16 protein-coding genes are annotated in these 14,046 nt (G+C 60.3%); 10 read left to right on the plus strand and 6 right to left on the minus strand.

The window, feature by feature from the left end; all coding sequences use genetic code 11:
• Positions 1 to 26 precede the first annotated feature (26 nt).
• Genes hisB through hisF form a run of 5 tightly spaced genes read left to right on the plus strand, consistent with a single transcriptional unit; the run spans position 27 to position 3,072 of the window.
• On the plus strand, positions 27 to 620 hold the full coding sequence (hisB, locus tag ACIPQ1_RS22005; RefSeq protein ID WP_003186751.1) for an imidazoleglycerol-phosphate dehydratase HisB: 594 nt from the start codon (positions 27 to 29) through the stop codon (positions 618 to 620).
• Positions 620 to 1,258, plus strand: a complete 639-nt coding sequence (gene hisH / locus ACIPQ1_RS22010; protein WP_092173371.1) for an imidazole glycerol phosphate synthase subunit HisH — start codon at positions 620 to 622, stop codon at positions 1,256 to 1,258. Before hisB ends, hisH begins: the two co-directional genes overlap by 1 nt.
• Positions 1,258 to 1,512: a DUF2164 domain-containing protein gene (locus tag ACIPQ1_RS22015; protein WP_030141479.1), complete on the plus strand. Its 255-nt coding sequence runs from the start codon at positions 1,258 to 1,260 to the stop codon at positions 1,510 to 1,512. Before hisH ends, ACIPQ1_RS22015 begins: the two co-directional genes overlap by 1 nt.
• A 42-nt stretch (positions 1,513 to 1,554) precedes the next feature.
• Positions 1,555 to 2,292, plus strand: coding sequence for a 1-(5-phosphoribosyl)-5-[(5-phosphoribosylamino)methylideneamino]imidazole-4-carboxamide isomerase (gene hisA / locus ACIPQ1_RS22020; protein WP_014336098.1), 738 nt, complete (start codon positions 1,555 to 1,557; stop codon positions 2,290 to 2,292).
• Positions 2,293 to 2,301: 9 nt separating this feature from the next.
• A complete protein-coding gene (gene hisF, locus ACIPQ1_RS22025) occupies positions 2,302 to 3,072 on the plus strand; it encodes an imidazole glycerol phosphate synthase subunit HisF (protein WP_003196830.1) in 771 nt (256 codons plus the stop codon).
• 31 nt (positions 3,073 to 3,103) lie between these two features.
• Here hisF and ACIPQ1_RS22030 read toward each other — a convergent pair whose 3' ends face one another.
• Positions 3,104 to 4,603, minus strand: a complete 1,500-nt coding sequence (locus ACIPQ1_RS22030; RefSeq protein ID WP_446534772.1) for a trypsin-like serine peptidase — start codon at positions 4,601 to 4,603, stop codon at positions 3,104 to 3,106.
• Between the two features lie 205 nt (positions 4,604 to 4,808).
• Between ACIPQ1_RS22030 and ACIPQ1_RS22035 the strand changes: the two genes are divergently transcribed.
• Complete coding sequence (locus tag ACIPQ1_RS22035; RefSeq protein WP_446534773.1) at positions 4,809 to 5,564, plus strand: substrate-binding periplasmic protein; 756 nt, start codon at positions 4,809 to 4,811, stop codon at positions 5,562 to 5,564.
• Between the two features lie 273 nt (positions 5,565 to 5,837).
• Here ACIPQ1_RS22035 and ACIPQ1_RS22040 read toward each other — a convergent pair whose 3' ends face one another.
• From ACIPQ1_RS22040 to gpmI, 4 genes are all read right to left on the minus strand, one after another.
• Positions 5,838 to 6,617 carry a divergent polysaccharide deacetylase family protein gene (locus ACIPQ1_RS22040; RefSeq protein ID WP_411386236.1) on the minus strand — a complete coding sequence of 260 codons (780 nt, stop codon included), beginning with the start codon at positions 6,615 to 6,617 and terminating at the stop codon, positions 5,838 to 5,840.
• Position 6,618: 1 nt separating this feature from the next.
• Positions 6,619 to 7,935, minus strand: a complete 1,317-nt coding sequence (locus tag ACIPQ1_RS22045) for a S41 family peptidase (protein WP_186710854.1) — start codon at positions 7,933 to 7,935, stop codon at positions 6,619 to 6,621.
• A 31-nt stretch (positions 7,936 to 7,966) separates the two neighbouring features.
• The gene (locus ACIPQ1_RS22050) at positions 7,967 to 9,259 is read right to left on the minus strand and encodes a murein hydrolase activator EnvC family protein (protein ID WP_186710853.1); all 1,293 of its coding nucleotides are present in this window, start codon (positions 9,257 to 9,259) and stop codon (positions 7,967 to 7,969) included.
• Between the two features lie 272 nt (positions 9,260 to 9,531).
• Positions 9,532 to 11,061 (minus strand): 2,3-bisphosphoglycerate-independent phosphoglycerate mutase, encoded by a 1,530-nt coding sequence (gpmI, locus tag ACIPQ1_RS22055; RefSeq protein WP_411386237.1) that lies wholly within the window; start codon positions 11,059 to 11,061, stop codon positions 9,532 to 9,534.
• A gap of 152 nt (positions 11,062 to 11,213) precedes the next feature.
• On the opposite strand from gpmI, the gene ACIPQ1_RS22060 reads away from it, so the two are divergent.
• From ACIPQ1_RS22060 to secB, 3 genes are read left to right on the plus strand one after another with little or no spacing between them, the layout of a single operon-like run.
• A complete protein-coding gene (locus tag ACIPQ1_RS22060; RefSeq protein ID WP_186710851.1) occupies positions 11,214 to 11,627 on the plus strand; it encodes a rhodanese-like domain-containing protein in 414 nt (137 codons plus the stop codon).
• Position 11,628: 1 nt separating this feature from the next.
• A complete protein-coding gene (gene grxC, locus ACIPQ1_RS22065; RefSeq protein ID WP_186710850.1) occupies positions 11,629 to 11,883 on the plus strand; it encodes a glutaredoxin 3 in 255 nt (84 codons plus the stop codon).
• A 40-nt stretch (positions 11,884 to 11,923) separates the two neighbouring features.
• A complete protein-coding gene (secB, locus tag ACIPQ1_RS22070; protein ID WP_058546235.1) occupies positions 11,924 to 12,406 on the plus strand; it encodes a protein-export chaperone SecB in 483 nt (160 codons plus the stop codon).
• Positions 12,407 to 12,550: 144 nt separating this feature from the next.
• Here the strand turns inward: secB and trmL are convergent, their stop codons facing one another.
• Entirely contained in the window at positions 12,551 to 13,006 is a 456-nt protein-coding gene (trmL, locus tag ACIPQ1_RS22075; protein ID WP_053117534.1) for a tRNA (uridine(34)/cytosine(34)/5-carboxymethylaminomethyluridine(34)-2'-O)-methyltransferase TrmL, read from the minus strand.
• Between trmL and ACIPQ1_RS22080 the strand changes: the two genes are divergently transcribed.
• A complete protein-coding gene (locus tag ACIPQ1_RS22080) occupies positions 13,005 to 13,445 on the plus strand; it encodes a hypothetical protein (protein ID WP_250961892.1) in 441 nt (146 codons plus the stop codon). The genes trmL and ACIPQ1_RS22080 overlap by 2 nt on opposite strands.
• Positions 13,446 to 14,046: the final 601 nt, after the last annotated feature.

Here is a 14,046-nt window from a genome sequence, read left to right on the forward strand (position 1 = left end):
CGCCCAATGATTTTGCGGAGCTGGTGATGGCCGAACGTAAGGCGTCTGTCGAGCGCGACACTCTGGAAACCCAGATCAAAGCCTCGATCAACCTGGATGGCACCGGTAAGGCCCGGTTTGATATTGGTGTGCCTTTTCTTGAGCACATGCTGGACCAGATCGCCCGTCACGGGCTGATCGACCTGGACATCGTCAGCAAGGGCGACCTGCATATCGACGACCACCACACGGTGGAAGACGTCGGTATCACCTTGGGCCAGGCCTTTACCAAGGCCATCGGCGACAAGAAAGGCATCCGTCGCTACGGCCATGCCTACGTGCCGCTCGATGAAGCGCTGTCGCGCGTGGTCATCGACTTCTCCGGCCGCCCTGGCCTGCAAATGCATGTGCCCTATACCCGTGCCACCGTCGGCGGCTTCGACGTTGACCTGTTCCAGGAATTCTTCCAGGGCTTCGTCAACCACGCCAACGTGACCCTGCACATCGACAACCTGCGCGGGCACAACACCCACCACCAGATCGAAACCGTGTTCAAGGCGTTCGGCCGCGCGCTGCGCATGGCTGTGGAACTCGATGACCGCATGGCCGGCCAGATGCCTTCCACCAAGGGCGTCCTGTAATGCAGACGGTCGCGGTTATCGACTACGGCATGGGCAACCTGCACTCGGTGGCCAAGGCCCTCGAGCACGTGGGCGCCGGCAAGGTACTGATCACCAGCGATGCCGACGTGATTCGCGAAGCTGACCGGGTGGTGTTCCCCGGCGTCGGTGCGATTCGTGATTGCATGGCCGAGATTCGTCGCCTGGGCTTCGACAAGCTGGTGCACGAAGTCAGCCAGGACCGTCCGTTCCTCGGTATTTGCGTGGGCATGCAGGCCTTGCTCGATCGCAGTGAAGAGAACGACGGTGTCGATTGCATTTCGCTGTTTCCAGGCCAGGTGAAGTTCTTTGGCAAGGGCCTGCATGAAGACGGCGAGCACTTGAAAGTCCCGCACATGGGCTGGAACGAAGTGAAGCAGGCGGTGGATCACCCGCTGTGGCACAACATTCCGGACCTGGCGCGTTTCTACTTCGTGCACAGCTACTACATCGCCGCCGGTAATGCGCGGCAGGTGGTGGGCAGCGGTCACTATGGCGTCGATTTCGCCGCGGCCCTGGCCGACGGTTCGCGCTTCGCCGTGCAATTCCACCCGGAGAAGAGCCATACCCATGGCCTGCAACTGTTGCAGAACTTCGCGGCGTGGGATGGGCGCTGGTAATGGCCCGCAAGAAACCGCCGATCCTCACCCTCACGCCCGAGCAGGAGAGTGAAGCGAACCGCAAGATCCAGCGGTTCATGGAGGAACGTTTCGAGCTGGACCTGGGCTCGTTCGAGGCGGCGGAAATTCTTGACCTGTTTACCCGCGAAATTGCTCCGCACTATTACAACAGGGCGATTTTCGATGTGCAGGCGCACCTTAAAGAAAGGTTCGAAAGCATTGAAAGCGACTTGTGGGCGCTCGAGAAAAACTGATTCCCGAGCCAAGCTGAATACTCGTATTTAAGGGTTTGCCAGATGCTGATTATCCCCGCTATCGATCTCAAGGACGGCGCTTGCGTACGTCTGCGCCAGGGCCGCATGGAAGACTCCACGGTGTTTTCCGATGACCCGGTGAGCATGGCCGCCAAGTGGGTGGAAGGCGGCTGCCGTCGCCTGCATCTGGTCGACCTCAACGGCGCCTTCGAAGGGCAGCCGGTCAATGGCGAAGTGGTCACGGCCATCGCCAAGCGCTATCCGAACCTGCCGATCCAGATCGGCGGCGGCATTCGCTCGCTGGAAACCATCGAGCACTACGTCAAGGCTGGCGTGAGCTACGTGATCATCGGCACCAAGGCCGTGAAAGACCCGGCTTTCGTCGCCGAAGCCTGTCGCGCGTTCCCTGGCAAAATCATCGTTGGCCTGGATGCCAAGGACGGTTTCGTCGCCACCGATGGCTGGGCTGAAATCAGCACCGTACAAGTCATCGATCTGGCCAAGCAGTTCGAAGCCGACGGCGTGTCCTCGATCGTTTATACCGACATCGCCAAAGACGGCATGATGCAGGGCTGCAACGTGCCGTTCACTGCGGCGCTGGCCGCTGCCACCAAGATCCCGGTGATCGCTTCCGGCGGTATCCATAACCTGGGTGACATCAAGTCGCTGCTCGACGCCAAGGCGCCGGGCATCATCGGCGCAATCACCGGCCGTGCGATCTATGAAGGCACCCTCGACGTCGCTGAAGCACAAGCTTTCTGCGATTCGTACAAAGGCTGAGGACTGACCATGGCGCTGGCCAAACGCATCATCCCTTGCCTGGACGTGGACAACGGCCGGGTGGTCAAGGGCGTCAAGTTCGAGAACATCCGTGATGCCGGCGACCCGGTGGAAATCGCCCGTCGCTACGATGAGCAGGGTGCGGACGAGATTACCTTCCTCGACATCACGGCCAGCGTCGATGGCCGCGACACCACGCTGCATACCGTCGAGCGCATGGCCAGCCAGGTGTTCATCCCGCTGACCGTGGGCGGTGGCGTGCGCACCGTGCAGGACATCCGCAACCTGCTCAATGCCGGGGCGGACAAGGTGTCCATCAACACTGCCGCGGTGTTCAATCCGGAATTTGTCGGCGAAGCGGCCCAGCACTTCGGCTCGCAGTGTATCGTCGTCGCCATCGACGCGAAGAAGGTCTCCGGCCCGGGCGAAACCCCGCGCTGGGAAATCTTCACCCATGGCGGGCGCAAACCCACGGGCCTGGACGCCGTCGAGTGGGCGAAGAAGATGGAAGGCCTCGGGGCGGGTGAAATCCTGCTGACCAGCATGGACCAGGACGGTATGAAAAACGGCTTCGACCTCGGTGTCACCCGTGCCATCAGCGATGCCCTGGGCATTCCAGTCATCGCTTCCGGCGGTGTTGGCAACCTGCAGCACCTGGCCGACGGCATTCTTGAAGGTCACGCCAGTGCGGTATTGGCGGCGAGTATTTTCCACTTCGGTGAATACACCGTGCCGGAAGCCAAGGCCTACATGGCTCATCGCGGTATCTGCATTCGGTAGGCACCTTCATCGAAAACAGCTCGGTGCCCTGTCAGGGTGTCGGGCTGGTGTCTTGCCGGCTTGTGGTAGAACTCAGCAGGTCTTCCCTGGGCTTGGATGCCTGACCCATTTTGTCGTAAGCGATGCTGCAGAACCTCTGCGGCAGTTGTTCGTTTATCAACAAGTAGCCTTTCTGGTTATAGGGTTCGTAGTCTTTCGCTTCAGTGCAATCCGTCGTTTCCAGCGGGCCGAACTTGACGGTGTAGGTATGGTATTGAGCCTCGGACTGTTCCAGTGCCACTCCGATGCCTGCGTACATTGATAAGTTCGGTTGGGCTGTCGGAGCGCCGTCCAGGATTTCTACCGGCAGCGAAAGGGTAGTGAGTGGCTCTGCCGGCCCCGAGGAGTCAACACCAATAATGCATAGGAAATAGAAGCCTGGCTGAGTGCCGATAGCAGTGTCTATAAACGCGTCGACCGAGCTGATTGGGTCGCTATAGTTGTGGCCGCTTTCGCAGTGCTTTGCGGCACGAACTGTCTTGTGGCGATAGAAGGCCGTGCTGATATTGAAGCGGTAGTTCCAAGTCGGGATTGCTGTCGTTCCGTCAGGTTGTTTTACCAGCCGCTGATACCTCGCCGGGCTATTGGCTTCCAGGTCCACGGAAAATGACGGGTAGAGTGCGCAAGATGGCGTCTCGTCCTTGACCAGATGGCCTTGCACGAAGCATCCGTTGAGAAAAGCCGTCGCAGTTCCATAGTGGTTGTCAGGGCTTGATTCATAGCCACTGTCGGTGCGCATACAAGGCGTATGCCATTCGCACGGAGCGAAGCCGTCAGGTGGGGTACTGGTATTCAGCACACCGACAATCTCGTTGGAGTAACGATCAAGGATTGGGCTTCCTTCGCTGCCTCCCGCCAGATCCTTGCAATGATTCATCACGTTGTTTCGCCATACAAACTGGCCTCTGACGACCTCCTCGGCGGATTGCAATGTGCACGCGGCCATGCGCAACGTGGTCTTCGCAAAACCCAGCGAGGCACCGACAGTCAACACATCGGTTCCATCACTCGGGTGACCCTGGGCCAGTTTCAAAGGTGTTATACCGGCCTTGATGAGTTCCTGAAGGCTGACGTCCAATTCAATAATGGAAATATTGCTACCGTGCATACTTCGCCAGGCCACTTTTTTTACCGGATAGGTCTGGAATAACAAGGTGTCGGCGAAGTAACTGAAGTACATGTGGCCGCTTATGGGAGTGTCTGTCATGTTGCTTTGATCGATTTGCCTCGTGCAGAAACCCGTGGTGACCACATAGGCGGGGGTTGGTCCGACGACAGTGGAATCCAAGGTGTCGAGCAGGGTCGCGGTGCAATAACTGTCGGTATACAGCCGGCCGATACCCCGCCAGTGGTCATATCTGCCATCCGCATTTTCCAGGACCCTGGATCCTGCAAAATTTTCCAAGCCATCGCCATAGTCCTTGCTGTGGGCACTGCCATGCAAAACCGACATGCACAGCGCGGCGATTAACGGAAAAGAGATCAATTTCATAAAAACGCTTCCTCTGATGATTGAATGAACCGGTAAGGCCGGTGAACTTCAATTAACCAGAGCGCGACTGTGGGTTGGCGGTAACTAATTACCTCACCCTTGAAGGCTGGGATCTCTAGCCTGAAAGGTTGTGCAGGTGAAGACCGTAGACACGATTGCGGCCCTGAGGCACTCTTGGTTCGCCATGGATCTTCGGTAGTCAGACATGTTCAGACGTTTGGTTTTCGTCCTTGCCGGCACCGTGCTGTTGTTTATCAATGGGGCGCAGGCGCAAGAACATCGCGACGTCGGCGTGGTATTGCTGACGGAAAATTTCCCGCCATACAACATGGCCATCAACGGCAAGAATTTCGCCCAGGACGAAAACATCCATGGCATCGCCGTGGACATCGTGCGCGAAATATTCAAGCGCGCCGATATCTCTTACAGCCTGACGCTGCGGTTCCCTTGGGAGCGCATCTACAAACTCGCCCTGGAAAATCCGGGCTACGGTGTGTTTGTCATGGCGCGGTTGCCGGAGCGTGAAAAACTGTTCAAATGGGTCGGCCCCATCGGTCCGGACGACTGGATCTTGCTTGCCAAGGCCGATAGCAAGATCGCCCTCGACTCGCTGGAGCAGGCGCGCCAATACAAGATCGGTGCCTACAAGGGCGACGCGATCGCCGAGACGTTGGCCAAGCAAGGGCTGAAGCCGATGGTCGTGCTGCGCGATCAGGACAATGCCCGAAAGCTGGTCAATGGCCAGATCGACCTATGGGCCACCGGTGACCCGGCCGGGCGGTACCTGGCGCGACAGGAAGGGGTGGACGACCTCAAGACCGTGCTGCGCTTCAACAGTGCCGAGTTGTACTTGGCGTTGAACAAGGAAGTGCCTGACGACGTGGTTGCCCGGTTGCAAAAGGCCTTGGATGAGCTGCGCAAGGAAGGTGAAGTGGACGCGATCATGGCGCGGTATCTCTAAGGGTTTTACTCGCCGTGCGACCGCCTTCGTCGGATCGCCGCCCGGAGCAAGCTCGCTCCCACAATGGTTTTGCACTGGACACAATATTTGTGTTCGCAGCAGATCCCCTGTGGGAGCGAGCTTGCTCGCGAAAGCGGTGGATCAGCTTGTAGAGATGTTGGATGTGCTGGCCCCATCGCGAGCAAGCTCGCTCCCACAAGGTCAACCGGTTGTTCACAGATGCGGTGCCTGCCACAGACCCCCTGTGGGAGCGAGCTTGCTCGCGATGGGCTGCTACCGATAAACCCCATCTTTCCCATGCCCAACCATCGCCCGGTTGCTGCGCAGGCTGATCATCGACTTGATGTCGATCCATTCGATGCCCTGGGCCTTGAGCTTGGGCAGTTCGCGTTCGAGCACTGCCAGGGTCTGCGGGTAGGGGTGGCCGATCATCACGGCCGAGCCTTGCCGGCGGGCCAGGTCAATGGCGATCTGGAGCTGGCCGGCTATGGCCGCTTCGGTGCGCTCGTCATCCAGGAACACATCCCGCGACACACTGGCGAGGCCGATCTTCTGCGCTTCGGCGGCGGCGACGGTCTGGGCGCTGGTGCGGCTGTCGACGAAAAACTTGTGACGCTGCTGCAAATTCGCCATCAGCCAGGCCATGGCCTGGGGTTGGGCGGTCATGCGGCTGCCCATGTGGTTGTTGATCCCGCTGGTATAGGGCACGGCGGCGAACGCGGCGTCCAGGCGTTTGCCCAGTTCTTCGATGGGCAGTTCCGGATGCCAGGCGAATGGCCCGGTGGCCGGGTCCATGGGCATGTGGAGCATGACCAGCTTGCCGGCGCGATGGGCTTCGCGGGCGAATTCAGCGGCATGGGGCGTGTCGGGCATGATCGCGGCGGTGACCGGACCGGGGAGGGCCAATACCCGGCGATCCCGAGGCAGGTTTTGCCCCAGGTCGTCGATGATCAGGCTCAGGTACGCCTTGTGCGGCGAAGAAGGTGTGGCGGGGGCCGCGTTAACGGCCCCCGCCAGCAGGCACAGCAGGACGAAGGTAAACCGCAGGACCATCTCAGCGGCCGGACGTGATATTCAACCCCTTGAGCAAGCTCAAGGCCTGGGCCAATTGATAGTCGTCGTCCTGCGGCATTGGCTTGGCCTTGGCGCCGGAGCCGGTCGGTTTGTCGGCGCCGCCGTTGCCATTGCCCAAGTGACCCTGCAGGTCGGCTTCCTTGAAGTATTCGCTATCCGCCTCGCTAGTGATCTTGGCCTTGCGCACTTCGATGTCCGGGACGATGCCCTGGGCCTGGATGGAGCGGCCGTTAGGCGTGAAGTACAGCGCGGTGGTGATCTTCAGGGCGCGCTCGTTGTTCAGTGGCAACACGGTCTGCACCGAGCCCTTGCCGAAGCTGGTGGTGCCCATGACCACGCCGCGTTTCTGGTCCTGCAGGGCGCCGGCGACGATTTCCGAGGCCGAGGCACTGCCGCCGTTGATCAGCACTACCAGTGGCACGGCTTCGCTCAAATCGTTGCCAGTGGCCGAGAAACGCAGTTCGGAATTGGCGATGCGCCCCTTGGTGTAGACGATCAGGCCCTTGGTGATGAAGTGGTCCACCACTTCCACGGCCGATTGCAGCACGCCGCCGGGGTTGTTGCGCAGGTCCAGGACCAGGCCGTTGAGTTTCTTGCCGTTGTCCTTGCGCAGCTTGGCCAGGGACTTGGCGACTTCTTCGCCGGTCTTGACCTGGAATTGGGTGATGCGGATATAGCCGTAGCCCGATTCCAGCAACTGGCTCTTCACGCTCTTGACCTGGATGACCGCCCGGGTGAGGGTCACATCGAACGGCGTACCGCCGTCGCGTACCAGCGTCAGGGTGATCTTCTGGCCGATCTTGCCGCGCATCTTGTCCACGGCTTCGGTCATGCTCTGGCCGCGTGTCGGTTGGCCGTTGATCTTGACGATGAAGTCACCGGCCTGGATGCCAGCCTTCGAGGCAGGCGTGTCGTCGATCGGCGAGACGACCTTGACGAAACCGTCTTCGCTGCCGACTTCGATGCCCAGGCCGCCGAACTCGCCGCTGGTGCTTTCCTGCAATTCGGCAAAATCTTCCGGCCCCAGGTAGGCCGAGTGCGGGTCAAGATTGCTGAGCATGCCTTTGATGGCGTTCTCCAGCAGCATCTTGTCATCCACGGGCTCGACATAGGCGGCCTTGATCCGGTCCATGACCTCGGCAAAGGTGCGCAGTTCGTCCAGCGGCAGCGGGGCCTTGGTGGTCGCGGCGGTGGCGGCGGGTGCCGATGGGGCCGGTTCGGCGGCAAAAGCCAGGGGCGCACCGATCACGAGGGCGATCGTCAGGGCCAGCGAGGTGAGGCGGGACAAATGCAGCATGTCGAACGAACTCCTTAATAGGATGGGCGCGCTATCCTTGCGCACGACACCATTGGGCCGGGTCGCTGGGGCGACCCTGCTGACGAATAGCGAAATACAGCGCTGGCGTATCCTGCCCGCCACTGTTGCCGACCGTGGAGATGGACTCACCGGCCTTGACCACATCGCCCGCCGCCTTGAGCAGCGTCTGGTTGTGGCCGTACAGGCTCAAGTAACCGTTGCCGTGATCGAGGATCACCAACAGGCCGGCGCCACGCAACCAGTCGGCGAATACCACGCGACCGCCGTGCACGGCGTGCACCTGGCTGCCGGCGGAAGCGCTGATCATGACCCCGTCCCACTTGGTGCGGGTGTCGTCGCCGCGGGTTTCACCGAAGCGCGCAAGCAATCGACCATTGACCGGCCATGGAAGTTTGCCTCGGGCTGAAGCAAAAGCACCGCCGAAGGTTTCGCCATCACTGGAAACCAGCGCGCCGGGGCTGGTTTTTGCCGGTTTGCGCGGGGCGTCGCCGGCGTCTGCGTCGGCCTGGGCTTCACGTAAGCGCTTTTTTTCGGCTTCCTGCTGGGCGATCAGCGCTTTCTGACGCGCTTCTTCTGCCTCTCGAGCCTGGCGGGCCAGGGTTTCCTCGATGGTTTTCAACACATTGGCCAATTCGGCCTGGTCCTGCTCGCGAGCCTTGAGCTTGCTGTCGCGGGCCTTCACGTCGTCATTGAGCTTGGCCAGGGCCACCTGGCGCTCCTTGCGAACCTTCTCGAGTTCTTCACGCTGGGTGTCGAGGCTGCTTTTCTGCACCAGCAACTGGGCTTGCTGCAGCTCGATGTCTTTTTCGACATTGGCCAGTTGGCGCAGGGTTTCGTTGAAATTCTTGAGTTGCTCCAGGCGGGCCTGGCTCAGGTAGTCGTAATAAGTGAGGGTGCGGGCGAATTTCTCGGGGTTCTGTTGGTTGAGCAGCAGCTTGAGGTATTCCTGGCGGCCGTTCTGGTAGGCGGCCCGGGCCTGGATGGCGATCAGCTTTTGCTGCTCAGTGCGCGCGCCCTGGAGTTTTTTTTTCTCTCCATCGAGCCGCTGCAGCTCGGATTCGCTTTTCTTCAGCTCTTTTTGCAGGGCGTCGACCTGCTTCTCCAGCTTGCCCATCTCGGTTTCGGTGCCGCGCAGGTCTTTCTGCACGCTGGATTTTTCTTCCTGCAACTTGCCCAGCAGCTTTTTCAGCTCGGCAATGTCCTGGCGCGTGGCTTCCAACTGCTGTTGGGTTTGCGCGCGCTCGTCGGCAAAGGCCGGTTGGAGCAGGCAGGTCAGAGCGAGGGCTATCAGGACGCGAAGCATAGAGGCGGGCGACACCAGGGAAAGGGACGGCCTAGTATGCCCGCCCCACGCTGCAAAAAAAACGCCCATTTGGGGCTGTGTGATAACTGGCCGAAAAAACACCAAAAACCAATGTGGGAGCGAGCTTGCTGTGGCGAGGGAGCTTGCTCCCGCTGGGCTGCGAAGCAGCCCCTCGACAATAGATCAAGCCAGAAGCATCTGCGATGGCTGCGCCATCGAGCGGGAGCAAGCTCCCTCGCCACAAAAGCCCTGCTCAATGCTGCGACGCCTGGTCAGACCAGGATCGAAGTCCCGGTCATCTCCGCCGGCTTCTCCATGCCCAGCAACATCAGCATGGTCGGCGCTACGTCAGCCAGCACGCCGCCGTCGCGAACCTTGAAGTCACGCTTGCCGACATAGATGAACGGCACCGGCTCGGTGGTGTGGGCGGTGTGGGCCTGGCCGGTGGATTCGTCGGACATCTGCTCGACGTTGCCGTGGTCGGCCGTGATCAACGCTTCCCCGCCGACTTTTTCCAAAGCCTCGACGATGCGACCCACGCAGGTGTCCAGGCATTCCACGGCCTTGACTGCCGCCTCGAACACGCCGCTATGGCCCACCATGTCGCCGTTGGCATAGTTGACAACGATGACGTCGTAGCGCTGGTTCTCGATGGCATCGACGATGCGGTCGGTCACTTCCGGCGCGCTCATTTCCGGTTGCAGGTCGTAGGTGGCGACTTTTGGCGACGGGATCAGGATGCGTTCCTCACCCGGGAAAGGTTCTTCACGGCCACCGGAGAAAAAGAACGTCACGTGGGCGTACTTTTCGGTCTCGGCGATGCGCAGCTGGGTCTTGCCGTTTTTCGCCAGGTAGTCGCCGAGCACATTTTCCAGGCTGCCGGCGGCGAAGGCCGATGGCGCGGGAATGCTGGCGGCGTATTGAGTCAGCATCACGAAACCGGCCAGTTTCGGCTGGCGGGCGCGTTCGAATTCCTTGAAATCGTCTTCGACAAATACGCGGGTCAGTTCGCGGGCGCGGTCGGCGCGGAAGTTCATGAACACCACGGCATCGCCGTCTTCGACTTTAACCGGCGCGCCGAGGGTGGTGGCCTTGACGAATTCGTCGCTTTCGCCGCGCTCGTAGGCGGCTTGCAGGCCTTCTTGCGCGGTGGCGGCGTGAAACTCGGCATTGCCATCGACGATCAGGTTGTAAGCCTGGGCGACTCGGTCCCAGCGGTTATCCCGGTCCATGGCGAAGTAGCGACCGATCAGGCTGGCGATCCGGCCTTTGCCCAGCGCCTTGAACGCGTCGTCCAATACTTTGATCGACGACTCGGCGCTCTTCGGTGGCGTATCGCGGCCATCGAGAAAGGCGTGCAGATAAATATTTTCAGCACCGCGCTTGGCAGCGAGTTCGGCCATGGCGACCAGGTGGTCCTGGTGGCTGTGCACGCCGCCGTCGGACAACAGGCCCATGAAGTGTACGGCCTTGCCGGCGGCCACGGCTTTATCCACGGCGGCGCAGATGGTCGGGTTTTCGAAAAATTCGCCGTCGCGGATCGATTTGGTCACGCGGGTGAAGTCCTGGTACACCACACGGCCTGCGCCGAGGTTCATGTGGCCGACTTCGGAGTTGCCCATCTGCCCGTCCGGCAGGCCGACATCCATGCCGCTGCCGGAGATCAGGCCGTTGGGTACGGTGGCCCACAAACGGTCCAGCACCGGCTTGTTGGCCGAATACACGGCGTTGGATTCGTGGCTGTCACTGTGACCGAAGCCGTCGAGAATCATCAGGACCAAAGGTTTAGGCGTGGTAGTCATGGAATCCACTCGTGGCGGGTTAAAAGAAGACGATGGAAAAGGGACGGGCAGTTTAAAGGTAAGTTCCGACGGCGTCACCGCCGGGCGGGGTTTGGCCGGCCTTGCGTGCTGTGTATACTGGCCGACATTTTAACGCCCTGGAACCTCCTTCGATGGTTGCTCACCTGATTGAATTTGCCACTAACCACTACATTCTCGTCGGTATCTTCGTCGTACTGCTGGCGTTGCTGGTTGCCCACACGATGCAGGGCGGCGGACGCAGCCTGAGCACCGGCGAGCTGACCGCGCTGGTCAACAAGGACGCCGGCGTCGTGGTCGATATCCGCCCGAGCAAGGACTACGCCGCCGGTCACATTGTCGGCGCGCTGAACATTCCTCAGGACAAACTGATCGCTCGTGCGGCCGAACTGGAAAAACACAAGGCCAAGACGCTGATTCTGGTGGACGCCCAGGGCCAGCAGGCCGGTACCCTTGCCCGCGAACTGATGAAGTCCGGCTTCACCGCCGCCAAACTGTCCGGTGGCGTTGCGAGCTGGAAAGCCGACAATCTGCCCCTGGTGAAGTGACATGCCCCACGTAGTTGTCTATTCCAGCGATTACTGCCCTTATTGCTCCCGAGCCAAGCACCTGCTCCAGAACAAAGGCGTGGCTTTCGAAGAGATCAAGGTCGACGGCAAGCCGCAACTGCGCGCCGAAATGACCCAGAAGGCCCGGCGCACCTCCGTGCCGCAGATCTGGATCGGCGACACCCACGTGGGCGGTTGCGATGACCTGTTCGCCCTGGAGCGCGCCGGCAAGCTCGACGCGCTGCTCAAGGCCTGAATTCCCAATTAATAGAACCTGAAAGTAAGAAGGATCTGCGATGACTGACCAACAGAACACAGCTGCCACTGAAGAAGAAGCCGCACCGCAATTCTCCTTGCAGCGCATTTACGTTCGCGACCTGTCTTTTGAAGCCCCGAAAAGCCCGGCGATCTTTCGCCAGCAGTGGGAGCCGAGCGTAGGCCTGGACCTGAACACCCGTCAGAAAGCCCTGGAAGATGACTTCCACGAAGTGGTGCTGACCCTGTCGGTGACCGTGAAGAACGGTGACGAAGTGGCGTTCATCGCCGAAGTGCAACAGGCCGGTATCTTCCTGATCAAGAACCTGGACGCCGCTTCGATGAGCCACACCCTGGGCGCGTTCTGCCCGAACATCCTGTTCCCTTACGCCCGCGAAACCCTGGACAGCCTGGTGACCCGCGGTTCGTTCCCGGCCCTGATGCTGGCTCCGGTGAACTTCGATGCCCTGTACGCGCAAGAACTGCAGCGCATGCAACAGGAAGGCGGCGCGACCGTTCAGTAAACGGCGCTCCAACGCCTGAATACAAAACCTGTGGGAGCGAGCTTGCTCGCGATGGCGGTGTATCAGTCGACATCAAAGCTGACTGACCCAATGCTATCGCGAGCAAGCTCGCTCCCACAGGTGTTTCTGGCTGGCAGCCAGGGCTCAGGCGAAGCCGTTCTGCCGCCACGCCTCATAAACCGCCACCGCCACGGTGTTGGACAGGTTCAGGCTGCGGCAGCCTTCGCGCATTGGCAGGCGCAGGCGCTGCTCGGCGGGCAGGGCGTCCAGCACGTCAGCCGGCAGGCCACGGCTTTCCGGGCCGAACAGGAACGCATCACCAGCGACGAAGCTGGCGTCATGGAACGGCCGCGAACCCTTGGTGGTAAAGGCGAACAGGCGCGGATGCCCGAGGCTCTCCAGGCAACTGGCGAGGTCGGCGTGACGCTGCAAGGTGGCATACTCGTGATAGTCGAGGCCGGCCCGGCGCAAGCGCTTGTCGTCCATGTCGAAGCCCAGCGGTTCGATCAAATGCAGGTGGCAGCCGCTGTTGGCGCACAGCCTGATGACGTTGCCGGTATTGGGCGGTATTTCCGGTTGAAAAAGGATGACGTGAAACATGCACGGCTCCGCAGATAAAGATGAGCGGCATTCTACGCCGCAAACCGACCGACGTTCGAAGCTATTGCCTCGGGTGATGGGGTCGTTGGCGATCGTCGGCATGATGGTGGGGCTGATGATCGGGCGCCTGACCACGCCCGACCCGAGCGCGTTGCAACAGGTCGAAGTGACAGACGGGGCGCTGGTGGCCTGGTTCAACAATGAACCCAAGCTCCATGGGGAAATCGTCGACGGCTCGGTGGCGCTGCTGCTCCAGGCAGAAGGCCGGCCGCAGAAGGGCCAGTTGAAAGTCAACGGCAAGGACGTGAACTGGCGGGTGCGCTTGAGTGACAAGGGGTTGTTGCTGACGCTGGTGGCGGCGCGTCCGTTGCGAGGGGAGTGGACCGGCAGCGAAGTCGATGACCGCTGGCGGTTGGAGATCCGTCTCCAGGAGCAATAAAAGAGGGAATCCCCGGCCTGCCTGTACCAAGGTCCCCAAAACGGGAGGGCTCGCGCTGAGCGCGTGGCCCTGGGTGTAAAGAAGGGAAACCTTGACCTGCCTGTATCAAGGCCCCCAAAACAGTGGGCTCGCTGAGCCCGTATAAAATGGGGAATCCCCGGCCTGCCTGTACCAAGGTCCCCTAAACTGGGTAGTGATCTAGCTATTGCAGGGGGCGTGCCAGTTTTAAATGGTTTGTCACAAAAAGACCGCTGGTGATGTGAAAAGCCCCGTATTCCGGGGCCTTTGCTTTTGTTTGTGCGTTTTTTTTCGAGCTGTGCCGATGGGGTTTGGCTTGTGGTGCATGTGCAATTGCGGTTCGCAGTGCATTGATGCGGTGCATGAAGCCTTTAAAAGCATCGTCGGATCGCCGCCCGGAGCAAGCTCGCTCCCACGGTAGCTCTGTGTCGTTCACAAAACCTGTGGGAGCGAGCTTGAACTGGTCAAGTAATCCCGGACACCGATTACGGTATTTATGCCGCTTTTTGCTCCATGGCTATTGGCGACAGGTAGTTGTTGTAGCTGTGGAGCCTGATTCGGTTGTATCGCATGAAGAAGCTGG

This window comes from Pseudomonas sp. LARHCG127 (assembly GCF_052871455.1).